This window comes from Glycomyces albidus (assembly GCF_009451885.1).
In the GTDB taxonomy this organism is placed as follows: Bacteria; Actinomycetota; Actinomycetes; order Mycobacteriales; family Micromonosporaceae; genus Glycomyces; species Glycomyces albidus.
In genome coordinates this window covers 166,504-184,433 of sequence record NZ_WIAO01000001.1, presented here as the reverse complement: position 1 = coordinate 184,433, position 17,930 = coordinate 166,504, and the positions used below count along the sequence as shown (strand labels likewise).

General features: G+C 70.9%; 23 protein-coding genes. 15 read left to right on the top strand and 8 right to left on the bottom strand.

The window, feature by feature from the left end:
* Positions 1 to 7 precede the first annotated feature (7 nt).
* Positions 8 to 436, bottom strand: a complete 429-nt coding sequence (locus GFD30_RS00915) for a hypothetical protein (RefSeq protein WP_153023332.1) — start codon at positions 434 to 436, stop codon at positions 8 to 10.
* A 285-nt stretch (positions 437 to 721) separates the two neighbouring features.
* Between GFD30_RS00915 and GFD30_RS00910 the strand changes: the two genes are divergently transcribed.
* The gene (locus GFD30_RS00910) at positions 722 to 1,132 is read left to right on the top strand and encodes a YkvA family protein (RefSeq protein WP_322632799.1); all 411 of its coding nucleotides are present in this window, start codon (positions 722 to 724) and stop codon (positions 1,130 to 1,132) included.
* Between the two features lie 14 nt (positions 1,133 to 1,146).
* Here the strand turns inward: GFD30_RS00910 and GFD30_RS00905 are convergent, their stop codons facing one another.
* Positions 1,147 to 1,833: a hypothetical protein gene (locus GFD30_RS00905; protein WP_153023331.1), complete on the bottom strand. Its 687-nt coding sequence runs from the start codon at positions 1,831 to 1,833 to the stop codon at positions 1,147 to 1,149.
* A gap of 125 nt (positions 1,834 to 1,958) precedes the next feature.
* Entirely contained in the window at positions 1,959 to 2,909 is a 951-nt protein-coding gene (locus GFD30_RS00900; RefSeq protein ID WP_153023330.1) for an RNA polymerase sigma-70 factor, read from the bottom strand.
* 221 nt (positions 2,910 to 3,130) lie between these two features.
* Here GFD30_RS00900 and GFD30_RS00895 point away from each other — a divergent pair, with 221 nt between their 5' ends.
* Both GFD30_RS00895 and GFD30_RS00890 read left to right on the top strand, forming a co-directional pair.
* Entirely contained in the window at positions 3,131 to 3,637 is a 507-nt protein-coding gene (locus GFD30_RS00895; protein WP_194201802.1) for a carboxymuconolactone decarboxylase family protein, read from the top strand.
* Positions 3,638 to 3,665: 28 nt separating this feature from the next.
* Complete coding sequence (locus tag GFD30_RS00890) at positions 3,666 to 4,427, top strand: SDR family oxidoreductase (protein ID WP_153023329.1); 762 nt, start codon at positions 3,666 to 3,668, stop codon at positions 4,425 to 4,427.
* Positions 4,428 to 4,625: 198 nt separating this feature from the next.
* Here GFD30_RS00890 and GFD30_RS00885 read toward each other — a convergent pair whose 3' ends face one another.
* Together GFD30_RS00885 and GFD30_RS00880 are read right to left on the bottom strand one after the other, a co-directional pair.
* Positions 4,626 to 5,306, bottom strand: a complete 681-nt coding sequence (locus GFD30_RS00885; protein ID WP_153023328.1) for a polysaccharide deacetylase family protein — start codon at positions 5,304 to 5,306, stop codon at positions 4,626 to 4,628.
* Between the two features lie 372 nt (positions 5,307 to 5,678).
* Positions 5,679 to 6,599 carry an alpha/beta fold hydrolase gene (locus GFD30_RS00880; RefSeq protein ID WP_153023327.1) on the bottom strand — a complete coding sequence of 307 codons (921 nt, stop codon included), beginning with the start codon at positions 6,597 to 6,599 and terminating at the stop codon, positions 5,679 to 5,681.
* Between the two features lie 54 nt (positions 6,600 to 6,653).
* Between GFD30_RS00880 and GFD30_RS27710 the strand changes: the two genes are divergently transcribed.
* Positions 6,654 to 7,349 (top strand): TetR/AcrR family transcriptional regulator, encoded by a 696-nt coding sequence (locus GFD30_RS27710; protein WP_322632798.1) that lies wholly within the window; start codon positions 6,654 to 6,656, stop codon positions 7,347 to 7,349.
* A 106-nt stretch (positions 7,350 to 7,455) separates the two neighbouring features.
* On the opposite strand, the gene GFD30_RS00870 is transcribed toward GFD30_RS27710, so the two are convergent.
* Positions 7,456 to 7,689, bottom strand: coding sequence for a DUF397 domain-containing protein (locus GFD30_RS00870; protein WP_153023326.1), 234 nt, complete (start codon positions 7,687 to 7,689; stop codon positions 7,456 to 7,458).
* On the bottom strand, positions 7,676 to 8,503 hold the full coding sequence (locus tag GFD30_RS00865) for a helix-turn-helix domain-containing protein (RefSeq protein WP_153023325.1): 828 nt from the start codon (positions 8,501 to 8,503) through the stop codon (positions 7,676 to 7,678). Before GFD30_RS00865 ends, GFD30_RS00870 begins: the two co-directional genes overlap by 14 nt.
* A 252-nt stretch (positions 8,504 to 8,755) precedes the next feature.
* Between GFD30_RS00865 and GFD30_RS00860 the strand changes: the two genes are divergently transcribed.
* From GFD30_RS00860 to GFD30_RS00825, 8 genes are all read left to right on the top strand, one after another.
* Entirely contained in the window at positions 8,756 to 9,091 is a 336-nt protein-coding gene (locus tag GFD30_RS00860) for a hypothetical protein (protein ID WP_153023324.1), read from the top strand.
* A complete protein-coding gene (locus GFD30_RS00855; RefSeq protein ID WP_153023323.1) occupies positions 9,084 to 9,362 on the top strand; it encodes a hypothetical protein in 279 nt (92 codons plus the stop codon). Before GFD30_RS00860 ends, GFD30_RS00855 begins: the two co-directional genes overlap by 8 nt.
* A 110-nt stretch (positions 9,363 to 9,472) precedes the next feature.
* On the top strand, positions 9,473 to 9,637 hold the full coding sequence (locus GFD30_RS00850; RefSeq protein WP_153023322.1) for a hypothetical protein: 165 nt from the start codon (positions 9,473 to 9,475) through the stop codon (positions 9,635 to 9,637).
* Between the two features lie 9 nt (positions 9,638 to 9,646).
* Positions 9,647 to 10,906 (top strand): MFS transporter, encoded by a 1,260-nt coding sequence (locus GFD30_RS00845; RefSeq protein ID WP_153023321.1) that lies wholly within the window; start codon positions 9,647 to 9,649, stop codon positions 10,904 to 10,906.
* Positions 10,907 to 11,162: 256 nt separating this feature from the next.
* Positions 11,163 to 11,567 carry a hypothetical protein gene (locus GFD30_RS00840; protein WP_153023320.1) on the top strand — a complete coding sequence of 135 codons (405 nt, stop codon included), beginning with the start codon at positions 11,163 to 11,165 and terminating at the stop codon, positions 11,565 to 11,567.
* Positions 11,568 to 11,698: 131 nt separating this feature from the next.
* Positions 11,699 to 12,328: a ClpP family protease gene (locus tag GFD30_RS00835; protein ID WP_153023319.1), complete on the top strand. Its 630-nt coding sequence runs from the start codon at positions 11,699 to 11,701 to the stop codon at positions 12,326 to 12,328.
* Entirely contained in the window at positions 12,325 to 12,912 is a 588-nt protein-coding gene (locus GFD30_RS00830) for a ClpP family protease (RefSeq protein ID WP_153023318.1), read from the top strand. The genes GFD30_RS00835 and GFD30_RS00830 overlap by 4 nt, the downstream gene beginning before the upstream one ends.
* A gap of 144 nt (positions 12,913 to 13,056) precedes the next feature.
* Positions 13,057 to 13,833 (top strand): dihydrofolate reductase family protein, encoded by a 777-nt coding sequence (locus GFD30_RS00825; protein WP_153023317.1) that lies wholly within the window; start codon positions 13,057 to 13,059, stop codon positions 13,831 to 13,833.
* 49 nt (positions 13,834 to 13,882) lie between these two features.
* On the opposite strand, the gene GFD30_RS00820 is transcribed toward GFD30_RS00825, so the two are convergent.
* Entirely contained in the window at positions 13,883 to 14,239 is a 357-nt protein-coding gene (locus GFD30_RS00820; RefSeq protein WP_153023316.1) for a helix-turn-helix domain-containing protein, read from the bottom strand.
* A 177-nt stretch (positions 14,240 to 14,416) separates the two neighbouring features.
* Between GFD30_RS00820 and GFD30_RS00815 the strand changes: the two genes are divergently transcribed.
* From GFD30_RS00815 to GFD30_RS00805, 3 genes are read left to right on the top strand one after another with little or no spacing between them, the layout of a single operon-like run.
* A complete protein-coding gene (locus tag GFD30_RS00815; protein WP_153023487.1) occupies positions 14,417 to 14,629 on the top strand; it encodes a heavy-metal-associated domain-containing protein in 213 nt (70 codons plus the stop codon).
* The gene (locus GFD30_RS00810; protein ID WP_153023315.1) at positions 14,626 to 15,618 is read left to right on the top strand and encodes a heavy-metal-associated domain-containing protein; all 993 of its coding nucleotides are present in this window, start codon (positions 14,626 to 14,628) and stop codon (positions 15,616 to 15,618) included. The genes GFD30_RS00815 and GFD30_RS00810 overlap by 4 nt, the downstream gene beginning before the upstream one ends.
* Before the next feature lie 45 nt (positions 15,619 to 15,663).
* Positions 15,664 to 17,907 (top strand): heavy metal translocating P-type ATPase, encoded by a 2,244-nt coding sequence (locus GFD30_RS00805; RefSeq protein WP_153023314.1) that lies wholly within the window; start codon positions 15,664 to 15,666, stop codon positions 17,905 to 17,907.
* Positions 17,908 to 17,930 lie beyond the last annotated feature (23 nt).

Below are 17,930 nucleotides of genomic sequence, written 5' to 3'. Positions count from 1 at the left end.
ACCGCGGTCAGTTCTCGACCCGGTCGTAGACCAGGTCGAAGTCCTTGCGCCACGTCTGGCCCTGGTCCTCGGACGCCTCCCAGCGTCCGAGGATCCGGCCTTCTTCGACCTCGGCGACGAACCGCTGGTGGAAGTCGGGGTCCTCGCGCACGAACTCCAGATGCGAGCCCTCCAGCGTCACCGCGAACACCCGGCACACGCCCCGGTCGTCGTGGTACAGCGCCGTATAGGCGTCGTTCGCGTCGCTGCGCCCGAACACCATCGTCAAGTCGCCGTCGAGGTCGCAGCGCATCACCAGGAACGCATCGCCGAGCCACTCCACAGTGGCCGAACCGTGGACCTCGATGCCGGCCGGCTCCAGGAACCAGGCGTCCGACAAGGTCAACTTCCACGAGCCGAGGAGCACCTCGAGCCGCTCCAGTCTCTCATTGCGCATACCGCGCCCCTTCCAGACGAATCGAACCGTGCTGCACGAGGAGTAGACGACGCGCGCCGCCGAAATTCAGCGGTGCCGCGGGGCATCGCTGGCCATGGCGCGTCCCGCCCGCGCGTCCGCTGAACCGGTCCCGTCCCGGCCGTAGGCGTAGCATCCGAACCGGACCCGCCGCGACCACTTGGCGGCGGGCCCGCGGGTGAGGGAAACGCCGGTTCAGGCGTCCGCGAGTGAGGCCGGTGGGCGACAGAGCCGACCGGTACCGGTGTCTGCGTTGGGAGTCGGCGAGTGACGGAATGGCTGATCGGGCTCGGCGTCCTGCTCGGAGCCCTGCTGCTCTCCTGGGGACTGCTGTTCGTGCTCGCCAAGCGCCTCCCTCCGGGGATCCTGCGGGACCTGGCCGCGTTCATCCCCGACTGCGTGACGACCGCCCGGCGATTGCGCAAGGACCCGCGGGTCCCGCGGCGCGCGAAGATCGCCGTGGTCCTCGCCGGCGTCTGGGTGGCGAGCCCGATCGACCTGATCCCCGAGTTCATCCCGGTCATCGGCCCGTTGGACGACATCGTGGTGGTCGCCCTGTGCCTGCGCTACGCCGGCCCGCAGGTGCCGCGCGAGGTCCTCCTGGCGGCCTGGCCCGGCGAGCCGCGACTGATCGAGCGCCTGCTGGGCCGGCCGCAGCCGGCCGAACCCGCGAACTGACCCGGCCCCGGGCCCTACGCGGTCGGCGAGGCCGGCGACACCGGCCGCATCGCCTCGGCGAGACCGATGCGCCTGCGGAACCGGGCGCGGACGAGCACCGCGGCCACCGAGGCGGCCACCACCGCCGCGCCGGTGCCGACCAGCCACCACACGAGCGGCGGGGTGGTGCGGGCGGTGACCGTCACGATCGGACCCCCGCCGCTGATGGACGTCATGTCCTCGGCCACCAGCAGCCAGTCCTCGCGCTCGAACAGGTCGTTCCCGGCCCTGAAATCGTCGAGGTCCTCATAGGTGCCGCCGTCGGCGTCGACGATGACGGCGTTCCCCTCCCCGCGGGCGATGAGCACCGAGGCCGCCTCCAGGAGGCCGTCCCCGTGCTTCACCAGCATCCCGCGCACGTACACGTCGGCGTCGGCTCCGGCGGCCGCTCGCACGGCCGCGGCCTCCGCGTCGTTCAACTCGCAGGAGTCCTCGCACGGCGCGACGCCCAGCACACTTCCCACGACCGCAGACGGGCTGCCCATGGCGGCCAGTTGCGCCATCCGGTCCTCGCAGCACGACTCGGTGGCGAAGGGGTCGTTGAGCACCTGGTTCGATCGGACGTACTCGGCCGCGATGTCGGGTTCCTCGGCGCCGGACTCCCCGCACGCCGCGCTGAGCAGCGCGGCGAGCACGGCGACGACAAGCGGACGTGCGCGCATCGGTGTCTCCTCTTCGCCGGTCGGCACCCGTCCGGAGGGGACGGGCATCGGGGTCGATCGGCCTCGATCATGCCGGGGCCTCGCCGGGACCGGTCCCGGCGGGCGTGCGCCGCCGCTGCGACCCGTCAGGGCCGCGCGGAAGGCCCGGGGCAGCGGCTCACGCCGGTCTCCGCCTCCATGCGGGAGAGCTTATGGGGGTTGCGGACGTGGTAGGCGCCGGTGATGCGGCCGTGCTCGACCTGGACGGCGACCACGCCGTCGATCCGCCCGTCGATGCGGACCAGGAGCCCGGGGCTCCCGTTCACCTGCACCTGCTCGACCGTCCGCTCCGCGTCGCGGCGCCACCAGCCGACGGCCAGCAGGCGCGCCACCTTGTCGGCCCCGACGACCGGGTGCAGCAGTGCGTGCCGGACGCCCCCGCCGTCGCTGAGCGCGACGACGTCGGGGGCGAGGATGTCGAGGAGCTGCTGGAGCTCGCCCGTCTCGACCGCGAGCTGGAACGCCCGGAGCGCGCTGCGGGTGTCGGCCGGGGAGGCGGCGCCGCGGGGGCGGCGCTCGGCGACGTGCGCCCGGGCCCGGTGGGCGATCTGGCGGACGGCGGCGGGCGTCTTGCCGACGGCCTCGGCGATCTCGTCGTATCCCAGATCGAACACCTCACGCAGGACGAAGACCGCCCGCTCGGTCGGGGCGAGCGTCTCCAGGACCAGCAGCATCGCCATCGAGACGCTCTCGGCGAGTTCGACGTCCTCGGCCACATCGGGCGCGGTGAGCAAGGGCTCGGGCAGCCAAGGGCCCACATAGGACTCCTTGCGGCGGCCGAGCGCCCGCAGCCGGTCCAGCGCCTGCCGGGTGACGATCCGCACCAGGAACGCGCGCCGCTCGCGGACGGTGTCGATGTCGACGCCGACCCACCGCAGCCAGGTCTCCTGGAGAACGTCCTCGGCGTCGGCGGCCGAGCCGAGCATCTCGTAGGCGACGGTGAACAGCAGGTTCCGATGGGCGACGAACACTTCCGTGGCGGTGTCCACGGCCTCGGCCCGCCCGCCGCCGAACGGCTCCGCGTCCCGTCCGCTCATCCCGGTCTCCTCACTGCGCGTCCTGCCCACTGTCACACGCACGAGACGCCGCCCGCCGCCGCTCTGTGACAACAGCGGGCCGCGGTCCTCGTCACAGCGCCGCACCTGTCACAGGCCCGGCGCCGCCGACGTCTCGTGTGCACCAGGACGCCGCCTGATAGGCGGCACACCGCACGCACCGAGCCGCACGGCCCGGTGCGATCGAGAAAGGACGACCCGCCATGAGCACACCCGCCGCGAACGGCACCGAGCACCTGCGCTCGCGCATGCCGAACCCGCTGCCGTTCCTCCCCGAGATGGCCGGCCTCGCCGAGGGCCTGCACAAGCTCATCCTCGGCAGTTCGGTCCCGCAGTCCACCATCCGCTTGATGGAGCTGCGCGCCGGCCAGATCCTCGGCAGCACCTACTTCACCGTCCGGGACACCGCGAACCTGCGCGCCGCGGGCGAATCCGAGGAGCGCATCACCGCGGTCGCGACCTGGCGGACCGCCCCGTACTTCACCGACGCCGAACGGGTCGCTCTGGAGCTCGTCGAAGCCGTGCTCACCCCGAACCCGCTCGGGGAGCGGGTCGCCGACGAGCTCCACGCGAGAGCGGCCGCGCACTACGACGACAAGCAGCTCTGGGACCTCGTCATGGCGATCGCCCACATCGGGTTCTTCACGCCCGCCGCGCTCATCGCCAAACCGATCCCCGGCATGCCGCCCGGCCAGAACTACCACCAGTAGCGACGAAAACCGAAGAGAGGCAACGAACATGACCATCGGCACCATCGCAGTGGCCGGAGCCACCGGACGCCTGGGCCGCCACGTCGCCGACGTCCTCACCGAACGGGGCCACCCGTTCGTCCCGATCTCCCGCGCCACGGGCGTCGACGTCATCACCGGCGAGGGTCTCGCGGAGGCGCTCACCGGGGTCGACGTCATCATCGACGTCGCCTCATGGCACGCCTCCGACCAGGAAGCGGCCGCCGAGTTCTTCCGCACGGCCACCCGCAACCTGCACGAGGCCGGCGCGGCGGCCGGTGCCCGCGGCATCGTCGCCGCCTCCATCATCGGCGCTGACAAGGCCACCGCCGGCTTCATCGCCGCCCAGCAGGTCCACGAGGAGGCCAACCTGTCCGGCGCCCTCCCGGCCCGCATCCTCCGGGCCGCGCAGTTCCACGAGTTCGTCGGACAGCTCCTGGAATGGCGGCAGGGCGACGTCGCCTACATCCCGAACCTCCCCACCCAGCTCGTCGCTGCCCGCACGGTCGCAGAGGAACTGGTCCGCCTGGCCACCGCCGCACCGGCCCGGCACACGCCCGGCACCCCTATTCCCGAGATCGCCGGACCCCGCAGGGAACTCATGGCCGAAGCGGCGGCCCTCCTGGGCGCCCGCCGGGGCGTCGAGGTCGTCGGCATCGACGACCCCGACATCCCGGACGCTGGCATCGCCGCGGCCGGGGCCTTTCTGCCGGGCCCGCACGCGACCCTCGCCGGACCCGCCTTCGCGGAATGGCTCGAAACCGAAGGGTGACACGGCATCCATGCCCGGCGGCGCCCCTGCGCTCCCGGGCATGGATGACGCCGATGCGGGCGCGCGGATCTACGCCGGGGCGCGACCGGCTCGACCTGTCACCGCTCCGGCCACGGATGCGAACCGGGACGTCCTGACCGCACATTCGACCGGACATGTCGCGGTGCCCGTTCCTGGAGTACGATCGGCGCGTCCGATTCAGTCCGGCGCGACCGCGTTGCCGGTCGAGGTCGAGATCATGCCCGAGCACAGGCCGCGGGACCGCAGATCCCGGGCGATCCGCGGAACCGCGTCGATGGTGTCCCAGTCGTCCTCGTGCATGACGATGATGTCGCCATCGCGCAACTTGCGAGCGGCCCTGACGATCGCATCGGTCGAGGCACCGGCCCAGTCGCGCGAGTCGACGTCCCATAGGACCTCGGTCAGCCCGAACTCGGCCGCCACCGCCCTGAGCTTCGCGTTGGTCTCGCCCCAAGGCGGACGGAACAACTCCGGGGCCGTCCCCGTGGCCTTCCTGATCGCCCGCTGCGCCCGCCGGATCTCCGAGGCCATCTCCCTCCTCGACAGCTCCGTCATGTGCGGGTGCGAATAGGAGTGGTTGCCGATCCACATGCCGGCGTTCCGCTGGGCGCGCACCAGGTTCGGATGGGCCGCACTGTTGCGGCCGGTGTTGAAGAAGGTCGCCCTGAGGTCGTTCTCGGTGAGCGCGTCGATCAGGTGCAGGGTGGTCGTGCTCTCGGGCCCGTCGTCGTAGGTGAGCCCCACGTATCCCTTGCACGGCCGGGCGTACGCCGGGCCCGCGGGTAGCGTGACGGTCAGCGCGGCTCCCAGGACGAATCCCATGATGGCGGTGAGAATGGACTTGTGACGGTTCAGCATGGTGCGGTGCCCTCCTAGGCATACGTTGCGGCGCATCGCTCAGCGCCGACGAACGCCCGGGTTGCAGGGTCGAGCCGTCATGAAGGCGAGCCGATCGACAGATGTCCGCGAATCGACCTCACGATAAGCCGCGCCCGGCCGAATTCCAGGGAAACTCGAAAACGCGAGACCATGGGGAGTCCGACCTGGAGGCTCGACAGGTTCCGCGGAGATTCGGAACCGGCGCCATGCACCTGCCTGGGGTGTAGCGGCACACGCAGGCGAAACCGGAATGGCACAGGGCGGGCGCGATCCTCGCCGTCGCACCGACGGCTCGGACGCCTCGATCGGGGCGATCCGGTCTTCGGTCGGATGGATCCTCTCCGGCGGACCCTAGCCCGCTCGCGGGCGGTTCGCGCGGTCGGCGTTGGCTCTGATCTCGTCGGCGTAGACCGGCCACATGGGGCCGGGGATGTCGTGGCCCACCCCGGGAGTGATGACGAGGCGGGCGCCGGGGATCGCCGCGGCGAGGTCGCGGGCTGCCGAGATGCGCAGGAGCTGGTCGGAGTCACCGTGGAGGACCACGGTCGGGACCCGGATCGCCCCGAGCGCGGGGCCCGACCAGTGGGCGCCGAGCTGGCGGCCCATCGTGTTCGGGTCGCGCACGGAACTGGTCGCGTCCCTCTCGATGCGGGACAGGGCCTCCGCCTCGTCGAAGGGGTAGCCGGGCGAGGCGAGCGCTCGGGAGACCGCGAGGCCCATGGCGAGGTCGCCCTCGCGGGTCTCGGGGAAGCGCAGGCGGGCCATCTTGGCGACGAACCCGAAGCGGATGGAGCGCAGGAGTTTCCAGCGGCCCGCGTCCGACGAGACGGCGGCGGAGACCGCGAGGCTGCGCACCCGGCCGGGGTGGCGGAGGGCGATGCGCTGGGCGCGCAGGCCGCCGTTGGAATGTCCGAAGAGGTGGGCCGAGTCCCAGCCGACCGCATCGAGGACGGCGACGGCGTCGTCGGCCACGTCCTCGCCGGTGTAGGCGGGGATCTCCCGGCGGAACAGCGCGCTCACCGGACGGGCCGGTGCCGCTGGGAAGTGGGTGGACTGGCCGGAGTCGCGGTTGTCGAAGGCCACGACGTGGAAGCCGCGGTCGATGAGCTCGTCGACGAACCCGGCCGGCCACCAGAACCGGGTGACGGCCGAGCCCATCACGAGCAGCAGCGGCTCGCCGCCCGAGCCGCCGAGGTCGTCGTAGGCGAGGCGGACGTCCCCGTTGGTCGCATAGCCGGTGGGAGGGGGAGTGGGAGTCGGGTGCTGGTCCATGGCGCCTCCTCAGAGTTCGCGAACGGTGTTCCCGAAGTCTAGCCTTCGGGTACAGTGTTCGCAAAGACCGAGGGGAGTGACGTGGCCGACTACGACGAGCCGATCTGGCTCCGGCCCGAAAGGGCCGCCACCGGCCGGCCCGCAGTGCGGAGCCGACCCGAGATCACCGCCGCCGCGCTGGCCGTCGCGGACGGCAAGGGCCTGGAGATGGTCTCGATGCGCAATGTCGCCGCGGAACTGGGCACCGGCGCCGCGTCCCTGTACCGGTACGTCTCAAGCCGCGACGACCTCCTGGACCTCATGGTCGACGCGACCGCCGGCGACATCCGTCTCGAACCGCCGACCGGGGACCCGGTGGGCGACCTCGTGGCAGTGGGGGAGGGGATGTACGCGGTCATGGCCCGGCACCGATGGCTGCCGGAGCTCGTCCTGACGCGGCCCTCGCTCGGGCCCAACGGCGTCAGGGTTCTGGACCACGTCCTGGAGGTACTGGAGGACCACTCCGGGGACGGCGCGGCGAAGCTCGAGATCTTCGCGCTCCTGAACGCCGTGGTCGCCACCTTCGCCCTCAACGAGCGCGCCGCCGCCGACCGGCCCCGGCAGGCGGTCGCCTACTTGGGCCACGTCGCCGCCACTGGAGACCACCCGCGCATTGCCGCAGTGCTGAGCGACCTGGCCGCAGCGAAGGTTTCGGTCGAGGAGCGGCGCAAAGCCGCTCTCACGAAGCTGCTGTCCGGTCTGCTCAACTGAAAGGGCCGGGTCGGCGCCTCCTTCGACAAACGGCTCAGGGCTGGGAGCCGTTGGCTCCCAGCCCTGGTCAGTCAGGTTCGCGGCGTGGGGCACCGCGGGAAACTCGCTACTTCGCGACGGCCGTGAGGAAACCGCGCCAGTCGGAAGGGGACGCATCGAGGATCGGCGAGTCTTCCCCTAGCTTGGTATCGCGGACCTGGATGACATCTCCCTGCCCGCGGACCTCCACACAAGCGCCACCAGTGCTCCCGCTGCGTGAAGACTTCTTCCACCTGGCCTCGACGCACTGCCCACCAGTCTGCCCGCTACGAGAGGACTTCTTCCATTCACCTGTCAGCATCGGATTCTCTCCACTCCTCTAGCGTGATGGTCAACGCAAGTAGGGCAGAGAATACGGCACGCATCTGATCAACTCTTGAAGGATCAGCCTCGTACTGCGATCCGAACAGATGCTCCTGGTAGATCACATCGGGTTCCTTCGCATCGTCAAATGACAGGATGCTGAACGGCTGCCCCATCAGCGGGTAAAACCCGTCTGCTGGTAGGACGAAGATGTTGACTTCCTCGAGTTCGTTGAGCTCTGATAGCCAGTCAAGCTGCTGTTCGTATAGCGGCATGCCGCGAAGGCGGGTGATGGAATGTTCTGCTTGGATGATTCGCATCAGTGGCGCGCCCCCATCGCGGTTGAGGACGAGTGTCTGGCGTTGGGCTCGAAGAGCAAGTGTCTTCGGAAGCGTTTCGGCAGTGAGCAGGGGACTTGCGCTCAGGGCCCCCTTGGCGTATGCCGCAGTCTGACCCAGGCCGGTGATGTAGACATCTTCAAAGATGTCGATGCTGGTGGCTGTGGCTTCTAGCTGGACAAAGCGGCTAAACCACGGCGGAGTGTTCTCCTGCATCCGGGCCGGATCGCCGAAACGGACCCAGCGGGCCTGCTCCTTCGCTTGGATGATGACCTCTTCGGGCGCCCCGTAGTCGCGGAGCCAGCCTTCGACGACATGCGGCTCCATGTACTGGCGCTCGCCGCTCTCGTAGGACTCGATGATGTCCTTCGACGTACCGAGAAACCACATGGCCTCTGTCTTGGACAGTCCGCGAAGCTCGCGGTAGTGGATCAGGAGCTTCGCAAGGTGCGATTGCACGAATCTGGCTGCCATTCAACGATGGTCGCATTGCGTATTCATAACGTGTCAACCTCAACGCGCCCACGGGTTCTCCGCTTGGAAAAGCCCGGCGGATTCTCCCCTGGGGTTCGGAGCGGATTTCCCGATCGGATTTTCCGCGCGGCGAATCCGCGCCGGGTCGGCAGGACGGTGCCGCGCGGAGAAGACGTCATGGCGATGCGCGTTGACCTGGGCTTACGTTGTGCTGGGCTTGCCGAGGACATCCGATCGAGAGGAAGGCAGAGTATGATGGACACGCTTCAAGACACACCCGAGGTCCCCGATGCGTTGGTGCGCGGGCGTTTCAGCGACGGCCACACCGACTTCACCGTTCGCGCGTCGAGCGCCGTCGCGCCGGACTCGTTTCAGGTCAGCGCGAATCGGAACTCGGCCGACATCGTTCTGATCGTCTCAGGGCTCAACTCCGGTCGTCTGCATGCGACTTGGGGCCAGGGTTGGCGCACCTTCGCGCCCGACTGGAAGGTGTGGGTGGAAGACGCCGCCTTCAAAGTCTTCTACACGGGAAGATTCATCGCGAACCGTCCGGACCACGGTGGCGCCGTGAGGTTCTGTAATGGGTGAACCGGACTCGGACGGCTGGCTCGGCGACTTCCACAGGGGCCCGGCGGTGTTCGCGCTCCACCGTCTCGGCCCCGTGAACGGCGGTCACCCGCTCGGCCCGCCCATGTACCGGATCGATTGCAACGACGGGGCCGGGGCGCGGGAGATCTGCCGGTTCGCCGACGAACCGGAAGCGATACCCGAGTGGTTCGGCGCCTGGCAGGGCGACGAGTGGTGCGAGTGGATCCTCGCTCAGGCCCGCCGGCTGATCGCCGAGCCCCGGAACACCTGAGCGCGAGCGGACCCCGATGCCCGGGTGCGGCGGCGGGCCGCCGGCACGCTCCCCCAGGACGTGCGCCGGTCGCGGCCCGATCCGACCGCCGGACCCTGCCCCGCGAAGCCGTGCTGAATGCGGCTTCGCCCCGCGGGCCGGTCGATCCCTGGTGGAAGATCGACCGGCCCGCGTTCGGCGACGAGGACCGGCTCGCCGTCTCCTGCGACGCCTCCTCCCGCGTCGCCGGGTCCTTCATCGCATTGGTGTTGAACTCCCGCAAGCAAATCGGATAGACCTGACCGATGACCGCCCGCACCGCACCCCCCGAGACCACCGAGCCGCGCACACCCGTTCCGCGCCGCGTCCTCATCGCCCTGTGCGCCACTCAGATCACGAGTTGGGGCATCCTGTTCTACACCCTCCCGGTCCTCCTCGGCGACATCCGCGCCGACACCGGCTGGTCCACCGCAGGGATCATGGGCGCGTTCTCGACCGGACTCGCGGTCTCCGCACTCGCCGGCATCGGGGCCGGGCACCTCCTCGACCGGTACGGGCCCCGCATCGTCATGACCGCAGGGTCGGTGATCGCCACCGGCGCCGTGCTGGCCATCGCGGTCGCACCCGACCTGTGGTGGTTCACCGCCGCCTGGATGCTCTCCGGCGCCGCCCAGGCCGGCGTCCTCTACAAACCCGCGTTCGCCGCCATCACCGCCTGGTACGGAAGCGACCGCGTCAAGGCGCTGACCATCGTCACCCTCGCCGGAGGACTCGCCAGCACCGTCTACGCGCCCCTCACCGCCACGCTCGCCGACCACCTCGACTGGCGCGGCGTCTACCTCGTCCTCGCCGCCGTCCTCGCCGCGTCGACGATCCCCCTCCACGCCATCGCCCTCAGCCCGCCCTGGCCGGGAACGAGGCCGGCGGACGGCAGGAGGCAGATCGACGCGCCTGCACTGCGCCGCAAACAGATCGTCCTGTCGCCGACGTTCATCGCCCTTGCCGCCGCGATGGCCCTGGCCGCGTTCGCGATGTCCGCCTCGAACCTCTACCTCGTCCCGCTTCTGACCGGCCGCGGCATGGACACCACTACCGCCGCGTGGGCCCTGGGCATCTGCGGCGCCGGGCAACTCCTCGGCCGCATCGCATACGCGCCGATCGCGAATCGCACCCGCCCCACGGTCCGCACGGTCGCCATCCTCGCCGTCGCCGCCGCGACCACCTTCGCCGTCGCGATCACCGCCGGGCCCTTCGCGCTGGTCTTCGCCACCGTCATCGTCCTCGGCGCCGCCCGCGGCGCGTTCACCCTCCTCGACGCCACCGCCGTCACCGACCGCTGGGGGCCGGCCGGCTACGGGACCCTGCACGGCATCCTCTCCGCCCCGGCGACGATCGCCATCGCCCTCAGTCCTTGGGCCGGTGCCCACCTCGCCGCCTTCACGGGCGGCTACCCCCAGATGTTCGCCGCGCTCGCGGCCATGACCGCTTCGGCAGCGGGGATCGTCCTGGTCGAACGCCTCCCTCGGCGTGCGCGGAATCGGCACAGGTCAGGACCGCGCGGCTGATTTCGGACCACCTCGGAGCGGGCCTCCTCCGAAACCAGGACTTCGACGGCGCAGGTGCGGCGTGCCCCGGCTGGCGCCGGCCGCCCTTCGTCCACCGTCCGGTCCGGGGGGCGGAAGCGATCCCGTGCCGTGCTGACACCGTCCGAGGAACCGCGACGCCGGCGGTGTCAGCCGCGTGTCAGCGCCCCGTCAGGGCGACCGCCGACAGTTGCTTCATCAACGGGAAACGCCCGGATGACAAGCCAAGGAGCACACGATGTCGATCAACCTCACCGCCCAGGACAAGTCCACCATTCGCACCGCCGCCTTCGGCGCCGTCACCCTCCTGTCCTTCGCGGGCATCGCCGGGTCGGCCCACAAGGTCGCCACCGAGGGCTCGCTCGCGTACGCCTCCGCCACCGGCGAGGTCGGGCACGTGCTGGCCTCCAAGAAGAACGACTTCAACGTCAAGGGCAAGTCCGCCGCCGAGATCGCCGACTACGTCCTTCCGGCCCTGTCGGAGTCGGTCGCACTGCTCAATGCGCAGGACGAGGCCGAGGCGGAGAACTTCCGCACCACGGTCGCCATCGCGGTCGAAGCCGCGAACCGCGCGCACAAGGGCGCGCCGAGCCCGGTCATGGCCGAGATGACCCGCAAGATCACCGAGGCCCTCAACGCCTGACCCGACACGAGGAGCACCGCCGCGCCGCGAGAGTCCGCTCTGGACTCCCGCGGCGGCCGCGCTGCTCAGAGCGGATCTGCTCAGGGCGGATTCGGTGGCGGGGAAGGGGCCGTGTCGCGCAGGGTTGCGGCATGAGCGAAGACAAGAGGCCGCAGCAGTTCTCCGAACGCGTGCGGCGCGAGTTGTACCAGCAGCGGGTGCTCGTGCTCGACGGCGTACTCGACGACGACAACGGGACGCTGCTGGCGACCCAGATGCTGTCGCTGGCGATCGAGGACCCGTCGGGCGACATCTCGCTGTGGATCCACTCCCCGGGAGGTTCGGTCCCGGCGATGCTGGCGATCCGCGACACGATGCGGCTGGTGCCGTGCGACGTCGCGACGCTGGCCCTCGGCATCGCCTGCAGCGCAGGGCAGTTCCTGCTCTCCGCCGGGACGAGGGGGAAGCGGCGGGCGCTGCCGCACGCGCGGATCCTCATGCACCAGGGGTCCTCGGGCATCGGCGGGGCCGCGGTCGACATCGAGTTGCAGGCCAACGACCTGCGCTACACGAGGGACACGGTCCTCGGCCTGATCGCGGAGGACACGGGCCAGCCGGTCGAGCGGATCTTCGAGGACTCGCTGCGCGACCGCTGGTACTCCGCGGAGGAGGCCCGCGAATACGGGTTCATCGACGGCATCGTGGCCTCGTTCGACGAGATCGCACCGAAGGAGCGCCCGGGCATCGGCCTGCGCGTCGCAGCGGAGAGGGGAACCCGATGAGCAGCTACATGATCCCGAACGTGATCGTCGACCAGGGCCGCGGCGAGCGCGTCATGGACGTGTACTCGCACCTGCTGTCCGGGCGGATCATCTACCTGGGGACGGCCATCGACGCGGGAGTGGCGAACGCGCTGGTGGCGCAGCTGCTGCACCTGGAGGAGGCGAACCCCGACAAGGACGTCAACTTCTACATCAACTGCGAGGGCGGCGACCCGAGCGCGATGCTCGCGGTCTACGACACGCTGCGATACATCAGGCCGAACGTCGCCACGCTCTGCGTCGGCCAGGCCATGGGCGTCGGCGCGGTCCTGCTCGCGGCCGGCGCCGAGGGCAAGCGGTCGGCCCTGCCGCACGCCAGGATCGTCCTCGACCAGCCCGCGGCGCAGGGCCGCGGGACGATCCCGGACCTGATCATCCAGGCCGACGAGGTCGTGCGGGTCCGCGACAGCATCGAGCAGATCCTGGCGCGCCACACCGGCCAGTCCGCCGAGCAGCTCCGCGCCGACACCGACCGCGACCGCGTCTTCACGGCCGAGACGGCCCGGGACTACGGCCTGATCGACAACATCCTCGAACCGCAGTAAGGAAACACCGCGACAAGGAAACCGAGCGCGGCGGTCCCGGGGCGCCCCGGGACCGCCGCTTCGCATCGACGAGACGCGAACGTCGGGACGCGATTGTCGGAGGTCCGCGGTATGCATGGAGGTGCGACGTCGAAGGGAGCGGCGATGGCCTCCGAAACCGAGCGCCCGCGCGTGGTGGTCTCCGTGACGACCTCGGTCGACGGGCGGCTGACGCTCGGCGGCGACCGGCGCCTGATCGAGCCGGCCAATGCCGACGCCTGGCAGTCGATGCTGCCCGAGAGCGCGCAGCGCCTCGAGGCGCTGCGCGCCGAGCGGCTGCGCGACCGGTACGGGCATTACGCGACGCTCGAAGGCAGCGGGAGCCTCGTGGCCGACGCGGCGGCCTCGCCGTTCGGTCCGGGGCACGAGTCAAAGCCGGACCTGCTCGCCGACCACCTGCCGCCCGAGCTGGTCGGGCGCGAGGGGCACGAGAGCTGGTTCGCGGTCGTCGACGGGCGCGGCCGCGTGCGCTGGACCATGAAGCGCGTGGGCGGTGCGGACCTGCTGGTCCTGACCGCTCGGGCGGCGCCGGCGGCGTACCTCTCGTTCCTCCGCGCCGAAGGCATCCCGTACCTGGTGGCGGGGGAGGAGCGGGTGGACCTCGGCGCGGCGCTGCGGCGGATGCGGGAGCGGCTGGGCGTGGCGTGCGTGGTCGCCACCGGCGGCGGCCGGCTCGGCGGGGCGCTGCTGCGGGCCGGCCTGGTCGACGAGGTGGAGCTGCTGGTGGCGCCTGCGGCGATCGGCGGCACGGGCGTGCCGTCGCTGTTCGACGGCCCTGAACTCGCCGAAGGCGACGCCCCGGTGCGCCTGCGGCTCATGTCAGCGGACGCCGAGGACGACGGCATGCTCTGGCTGCGGTACGAGGTCGCCGGGCAGACGTGAGGCGACAGGGCGGCGCCGACGGCGCCGCCCTGATCGTTTCGGACGGGCGCTAGGCCGCGAGCGCGTACGCCGCCTGGCAGACCGGACCGGACGGGGTCTCGGTGCGTTCGAGGATGATGCGTTCGGCGACTTGCAGGACCAGGTCGCCGAGGGTCGTGTCGAGGGCGCCGGCGACGGCGGCGATCATCTCGCTCGAGGGCTCTTTGACGCCGCGTTCCATCTCGGAGAGGTACTGCGGGGAGATGCCGGCGCGGTCGGCGGTCTCGCTCAGGGTCTCGCCGCGCTCGCGGCGGGTGGAGCGGAGCTGCTCGCCGAGGACGTCGCGCCACAGCGGTTCGCGGCGCCGGGGTTCGCTGGTTCGGGTCTTCTCCGGCGCGGCGACCGGGTTCGGGGAAGTCTCAGCCATGACTCACGGTAAACCGGCGGGACCGGAGGATTCCACCGGTTACGCCCACGGCGGAATCACGAGGGGGCGGTCGGAGAAAAAAGTGAGACCCATCTGTTGACGCGATACCCCTAGGGGGTATAAATTCAGATCAAGGAGATACCCTCCAGGGGTATGATCGACCGAGAGGAAGTCGTCATGAGCGTCATCGAGTACCAGGTCACCGGAATGAGCTGCGGCCACTGCGAGATGTCCGTGCGCGAAGAGGTCGGCAAGATCGGCCCCGTCAAGCACATCGACGTCAGCGCCGCCACCGGGAAGCTCGTCGTCACGGCCGAAGCGCCGGTGGACGACGCCGCGGTGATCGCCGCCGTCGACGAGGCCGGCTACCAGGCGGTGCGGGTCTCATGAAAACCCCCGTCCGACTGGGCGCCTTCGGCCTCGGACTCGCCGCGCTGTTCGGGGGCACGTTCGCGCTCGCCGCGAACGTCGTCCCCGACGGCGTCGTCGAAGACCGGCTGGCGGACGCCGAACCCGAGCACGACATGGACATGGAGACCGAAGTGGAAGACCACGGCGGCCACGAGGCCGACCCGGTGCGCGGCCTCTCGATCGAGCAGGACGGCTACCTCATGAGCGAGGTCGCCGCCCCCCAGACCGTCGGCGAAGCGGGCGTGCTCGCCTTCGGCATCACCGCCCCCGACGGCGGGCCGCTGACCGAGTACACCGAGTCCCACGAGAAGGACCTGCACCTCATCGTCGTCCGCGCCGACGGCGCCGAGTTCCGCCACGTCCACCCCGAATTCGACGGCCAGACCTGGTCCCTGCCCTGGTCCTGGGACCAGCCGGGCACCTACCGCGTCTTCGCCGACTTCGTCCCCGGCGACGCCGCCGAGGAACTCGACGTGACGCTCTCGCAGACCGTCGAGGTCGCCGGCCACTACACGCCGCGCGAAACGAACCCGGTGACCCGGACCGCCAGCGTCGACGGCTTCGACGTCACCCTCACCGGCGACCTCGCCGCGGGCACCACCACCGAACTCACCGTCGAGGTCACCAAGGACGGCGCGCCCGTCACCGCCCTCGAGCCGTACCTCGGCGCCTGGGGCCACCTCGTCGCCCTCCGCGAAGGCGACCTCGGCTACCTGCACGTCCACCCCGAAGGCGACGAGCCCGAGCCCGGGACGACCTCAGGCCCCGCGATCATCTTCGCGACCGCGGCGCCCACCGAAGGCCGGTACCTGCTCTACCTCGACTTCCAGGTCGACGGCCAGGTCCACACCGCGCCCTTCGTCCTCGACACCGACGGCACCGCGCCTGCCGAACCCGGACACGAGGACCCGACCGAGTCGGCGTCCCCGCACGGGCACGACGGCACCGAGCCCTCGCACGACGACTGAGCGATACTGAGCAGAGGAAGGCTGAGCATCTTGAAAGACAGGCCCATGGCATCGGCACCCGCCGCCGCGAACCGCATCGAACTCGAGATCGGCGGCATGACCTGCGCCTCCTGCGCCATGCGGATCGAGAAGAAGCTCAACGAGCTCGAAGGCGTCACGGCGAGCGTCAACTACGCCACCGAGAAGGCCCGCATCGACGCCCCCGACGGCATCGACCCGGCCGAGCTCATCGCCGTCGTCGAGCGCACCGGCTACACCGCCGCCCTCCCCAAGGCCGCCGAACCCGAGGCCGACGAGGAGGACCGCCCCGACCCCGAGCTCACCTCGCTGCGCAACCGGCTCATCGCCTCCGTCGTCCTGTCGATCCCGGTCATCGCCATGTCGATGGTCCCGGCCCTCCAGATCGACTACTGGCAGTGGCTCTCGCTCGCGCTGGCCTGGCCGGTGGTCCTGTGGGCGGCGTGGCCGTTCCACAAGGCGGCCTTCCAGAACCTGCGCCACGGCGCGGCCACCATGGACACGCTCGTGTCCGTCGGCACGCTCGCGGCGTTCGCCTGGTCGATCTACGCCCTGTTCTGGGGGACGGCCGGCACGCCCGGCATGAAGCACCCGTTCGAACTCACGGTGGAGCCGAGCGACGGCGCCTCGAACCTGTACCTCGAGGTCGCCGCGGGCGTCACGATGTTCCTCCTGTCCGGGCGGTACTTCGAGAAGCGGTCCAAGCGCCGGGCCGGCGCGGCCCTGCGGGCCCTGCTCGAGATGGGCGCCAAGGACGTCGCGGTCCTGCGCAACGGGGCCGAGACCCGCGTCCCGATCGCGCAGCTCGCGGTCGGCGACGAGTTCGTCGTGCGCCCGGGGGAGAAGCTCGCCGCCGACGGCGTGATCGTCTCGGGCACCTCCGCGATCGACGCCTCGATGCTCACCGGCGAGTCCGTGCCGGTCGAGGTCGCCGAGGGCGACCCGGTCACCGGCGCCACCGTCAACGCCGGCGGCCGCCTGGTCGTGCGGGCCACGCGTGTCGGCGCCGACACGCAGCTCGCGCAGATGGCCCGCCTCGTCGAGGAGGCCCAGTCCGGGAAGGCGGAGGTCCAGCGCCTCGCCGACCGGGTCTCGGGGATCTTCGTGCCCGTGGTCATCGCGATCGCGGTCGGCACCCTCGGGTTCTGGCTCGGTGCCGGGTTCCCCGCGGCCACGGCGTTCACCGCCGCCGTCGCGGTCCTCATCATCGCCTGCCCGTGCGCACTGGGCCTGGCCACGCCGACCGCGCTGCTGGTCGGCACCGGCCGCGGCGCGCAGATGGGCGTGCTCATCAAGGGCCCCGAGGTCCTGGAGTCGACCCGCAAGGTCGACACGATCGTGCTCGACAAGACCGGCACCGTCACCACCGGCAAGATGACCCTGGTCGACACCGTCGCGGCCGACGGCGTCGACGAGGCCGAGCTGCTGCGGCTCGCCGGCGCGATCGAGCACGCCTCGGAGCACCCGGTGGCCCAGGCGATCGCGAAGGGCGCCGCCGAGGCCGGCCCGCTCCCGGCGGTCGAGGACTTCCAGAACGTCGAAGGCAAAGGCGTCCAAGGCGTCGTCGAGGGCCACTACGTGGTCGTGGGCCGCGCCGGCCTCCTCGAGGATTGGACTCTCGAACTCGACCCGGCCTTGGCCGAGGCCAAGGCCGCGGCCGAAGCCGAGGGCAAGACCGCCGTGGCGGTGGCCTGGGACGGCGAGGCCCGCGGCGTCCTGGTCGTCGCCGACACGGTCAAGCCCACCAGCCGCGAAGCGGTCGCCCAGTTCAAGGCCATCGGGCTGACGCCGGTCCTGCTGACCGGCGACAACCGGGCCGTCGCCGAGCGCATCGGCGCCGAGGTCGGCATCGACGAGGTCATCGCCGAAGTCCTCCCGGCCGACAAGGTCGCGGCCGTGGACCGGCTCCAGCGGCAGGGCAAGGTCGTCGCGATGGTCGGCGACGGCGTCAACGACGCCGCCGCGCTCGCGAAGGCCGACCTCGGCCTGGCCATGGGCACCGGCACCGACGTGGCGATCGAGGCCGCCGACATCACCCTCGTCCGAGGGGACCTGCGCGGCGCGGCCGACGCCATCCGGCTCTCGCGGCGCACCCTCGGCACGATCAAGGGGAACCTGTTCTGGGCCTTCGCCTACAACGTCGCCGCGATCCCGCTGGCGGCCCTGGGCCTGCTCAACCCCATGCTCGCCGGAGCGGCCATGGCCTTCTCCAGCGTCTTCGTGGTCGGCAACAGCCTGCGGCTGCGCTCGTTCAAGAGCCGCTCGCTCTAGCGGCACGGCAGGGCCCGCCGATT

What these genes read in the sequence shown, in the direction of transcription:
- GFD30_RS00915 (WP_153023332.1), bottom strand. Translation starts at nt 436, where the DNA reads ATGCGCAATGAGAGACTGGAGCGGCTCGAGGTGCTCCTCGGCTCGTGG.
- GFD30_RS00905 (WP_153023331.1), bottom strand. Translation starts at nt 1,833, where the DNA reads ATGCGCGCACGTCCGCTTGTCGTCGCCGTGCTCGCCGCGCTGCTCAGC.
- GFD30_RS00900 (WP_153023330.1), bottom strand. Translation starts at nt 2,909, where the DNA reads ATGAGCGGACGGGACGCGGAGCCGTTCGGCGGCGGGCGGGCCGAGGCC.
- GFD30_RS00895 (WP_194201802.1), top strand. Translation starts at nt 3,131, where the DNA reads ATGAGCACACCCGCCGCGAACGGCACCGAGCACCTGCGCTCGCGCATG.
- GFD30_RS00890 (WP_153023329.1), top strand. Translation starts at nt 3,666, where the DNA reads ATGACCATCGGCACCATCGCAGTGGCCGGAGCCACCGGACGCCTGGGC.
- GFD30_RS00885 (WP_153023328.1), bottom strand. Translation starts at nt 5,306, where the DNA reads ATGCTGAACCGTCACAAGTCCATTCTCACCGCCATCATGGGATTCGTC.
- GFD30_RS00880 (WP_153023327.1), bottom strand. Translation starts at nt 6,599, where the DNA reads ATGGACCAGCACCCGACTCCCACTCCCCCTCCCACCGGCTATGCGACC.
- GFD30_RS00870 (WP_153023326.1), bottom strand. Translation starts at nt 7,689, where the DNA reads ATGCTGACAGGTGAATGGAAGAAGTCCTCTCGTAGCGGGCAGACTGGT.
- GFD30_RS00865 (WP_153023325.1), bottom strand. Translation starts at nt 8,503, where the DNA reads ATGGCAGCCAGATTCGTGCAATCGCACCTTGCGAAGCTCCTGATCCAC.
- GFD30_RS00860 (WP_153023324.1), top strand. Translation starts at nt 8,756, where the DNA reads ATGATGGACACGCTTCAAGACACACCCGAGGTCCCCGATGCGTTGGTG.
- GFD30_RS00855 (WP_153023323.1), top strand. Translation starts at nt 9,084, where the DNA reads ATGGGTGAACCGGACTCGGACGGCTGGCTCGGCGACTTCCACAGGGGC.
- GFD30_RS00845 (WP_153023321.1), top strand. Translation starts at nt 9,647, where the DNA reads ATGACCGCCCGCACCGCACCCCCCGAGACCACCGAGCCGCGCACACCC.
- GFD30_RS00840 (WP_153023320.1), top strand. Translation starts at nt 11,163, where the DNA reads ATGTCGATCAACCTCACCGCCCAGGACAAGTCCACCATTCGCACCGCC.
- GFD30_RS00835 (WP_153023319.1), top strand. Translation starts at nt 11,699, where the DNA reads ATGAGCGAAGACAAGAGGCCGCAGCAGTTCTCCGAACGCGTGCGGCGC.
- GFD30_RS00830 (WP_153023318.1), top strand. Translation starts at nt 12,325, where the DNA reads ATGAGCAGCTACATGATCCCGAACGTGATCGTCGACCAGGGCCGCGGC.
- GFD30_RS00825 (WP_153023317.1), top strand. Translation starts at nt 13,057, where the DNA reads ATGGCCTCCGAAACCGAGCGCCCGCGCGTGGTGGTCTCCGTGACGACC.
- GFD30_RS00820 (WP_153023316.1), bottom strand. Translation starts at nt 14,239, where the DNA reads ATGGCTGAGACTTCCCCGAACCCGGTCGCCGCGCCGGAGAAGACCCGA.
- GFD30_RS00815 (WP_153023487.1), top strand. Translation starts at nt 14,417, where the DNA reads ATGAGCGTCATCGAGTACCAGGTCACCGGAATGAGCTGCGGCCACTGC.
- GFD30_RS00810 (WP_153023315.1), top strand. Translation starts at nt 14,626, where the DNA reads ATGAAAACCCCCGTCCGACTGGGCGCCTTCGGCCTCGGACTCGCCGCG.
- GFD30_RS00805 (WP_153023314.1), top strand. Translation starts at nt 15,664, where the DNA reads ATGGCATCGGCACCCGCCGCCGCGAACCGCATCGAACTCGAGATCGGC.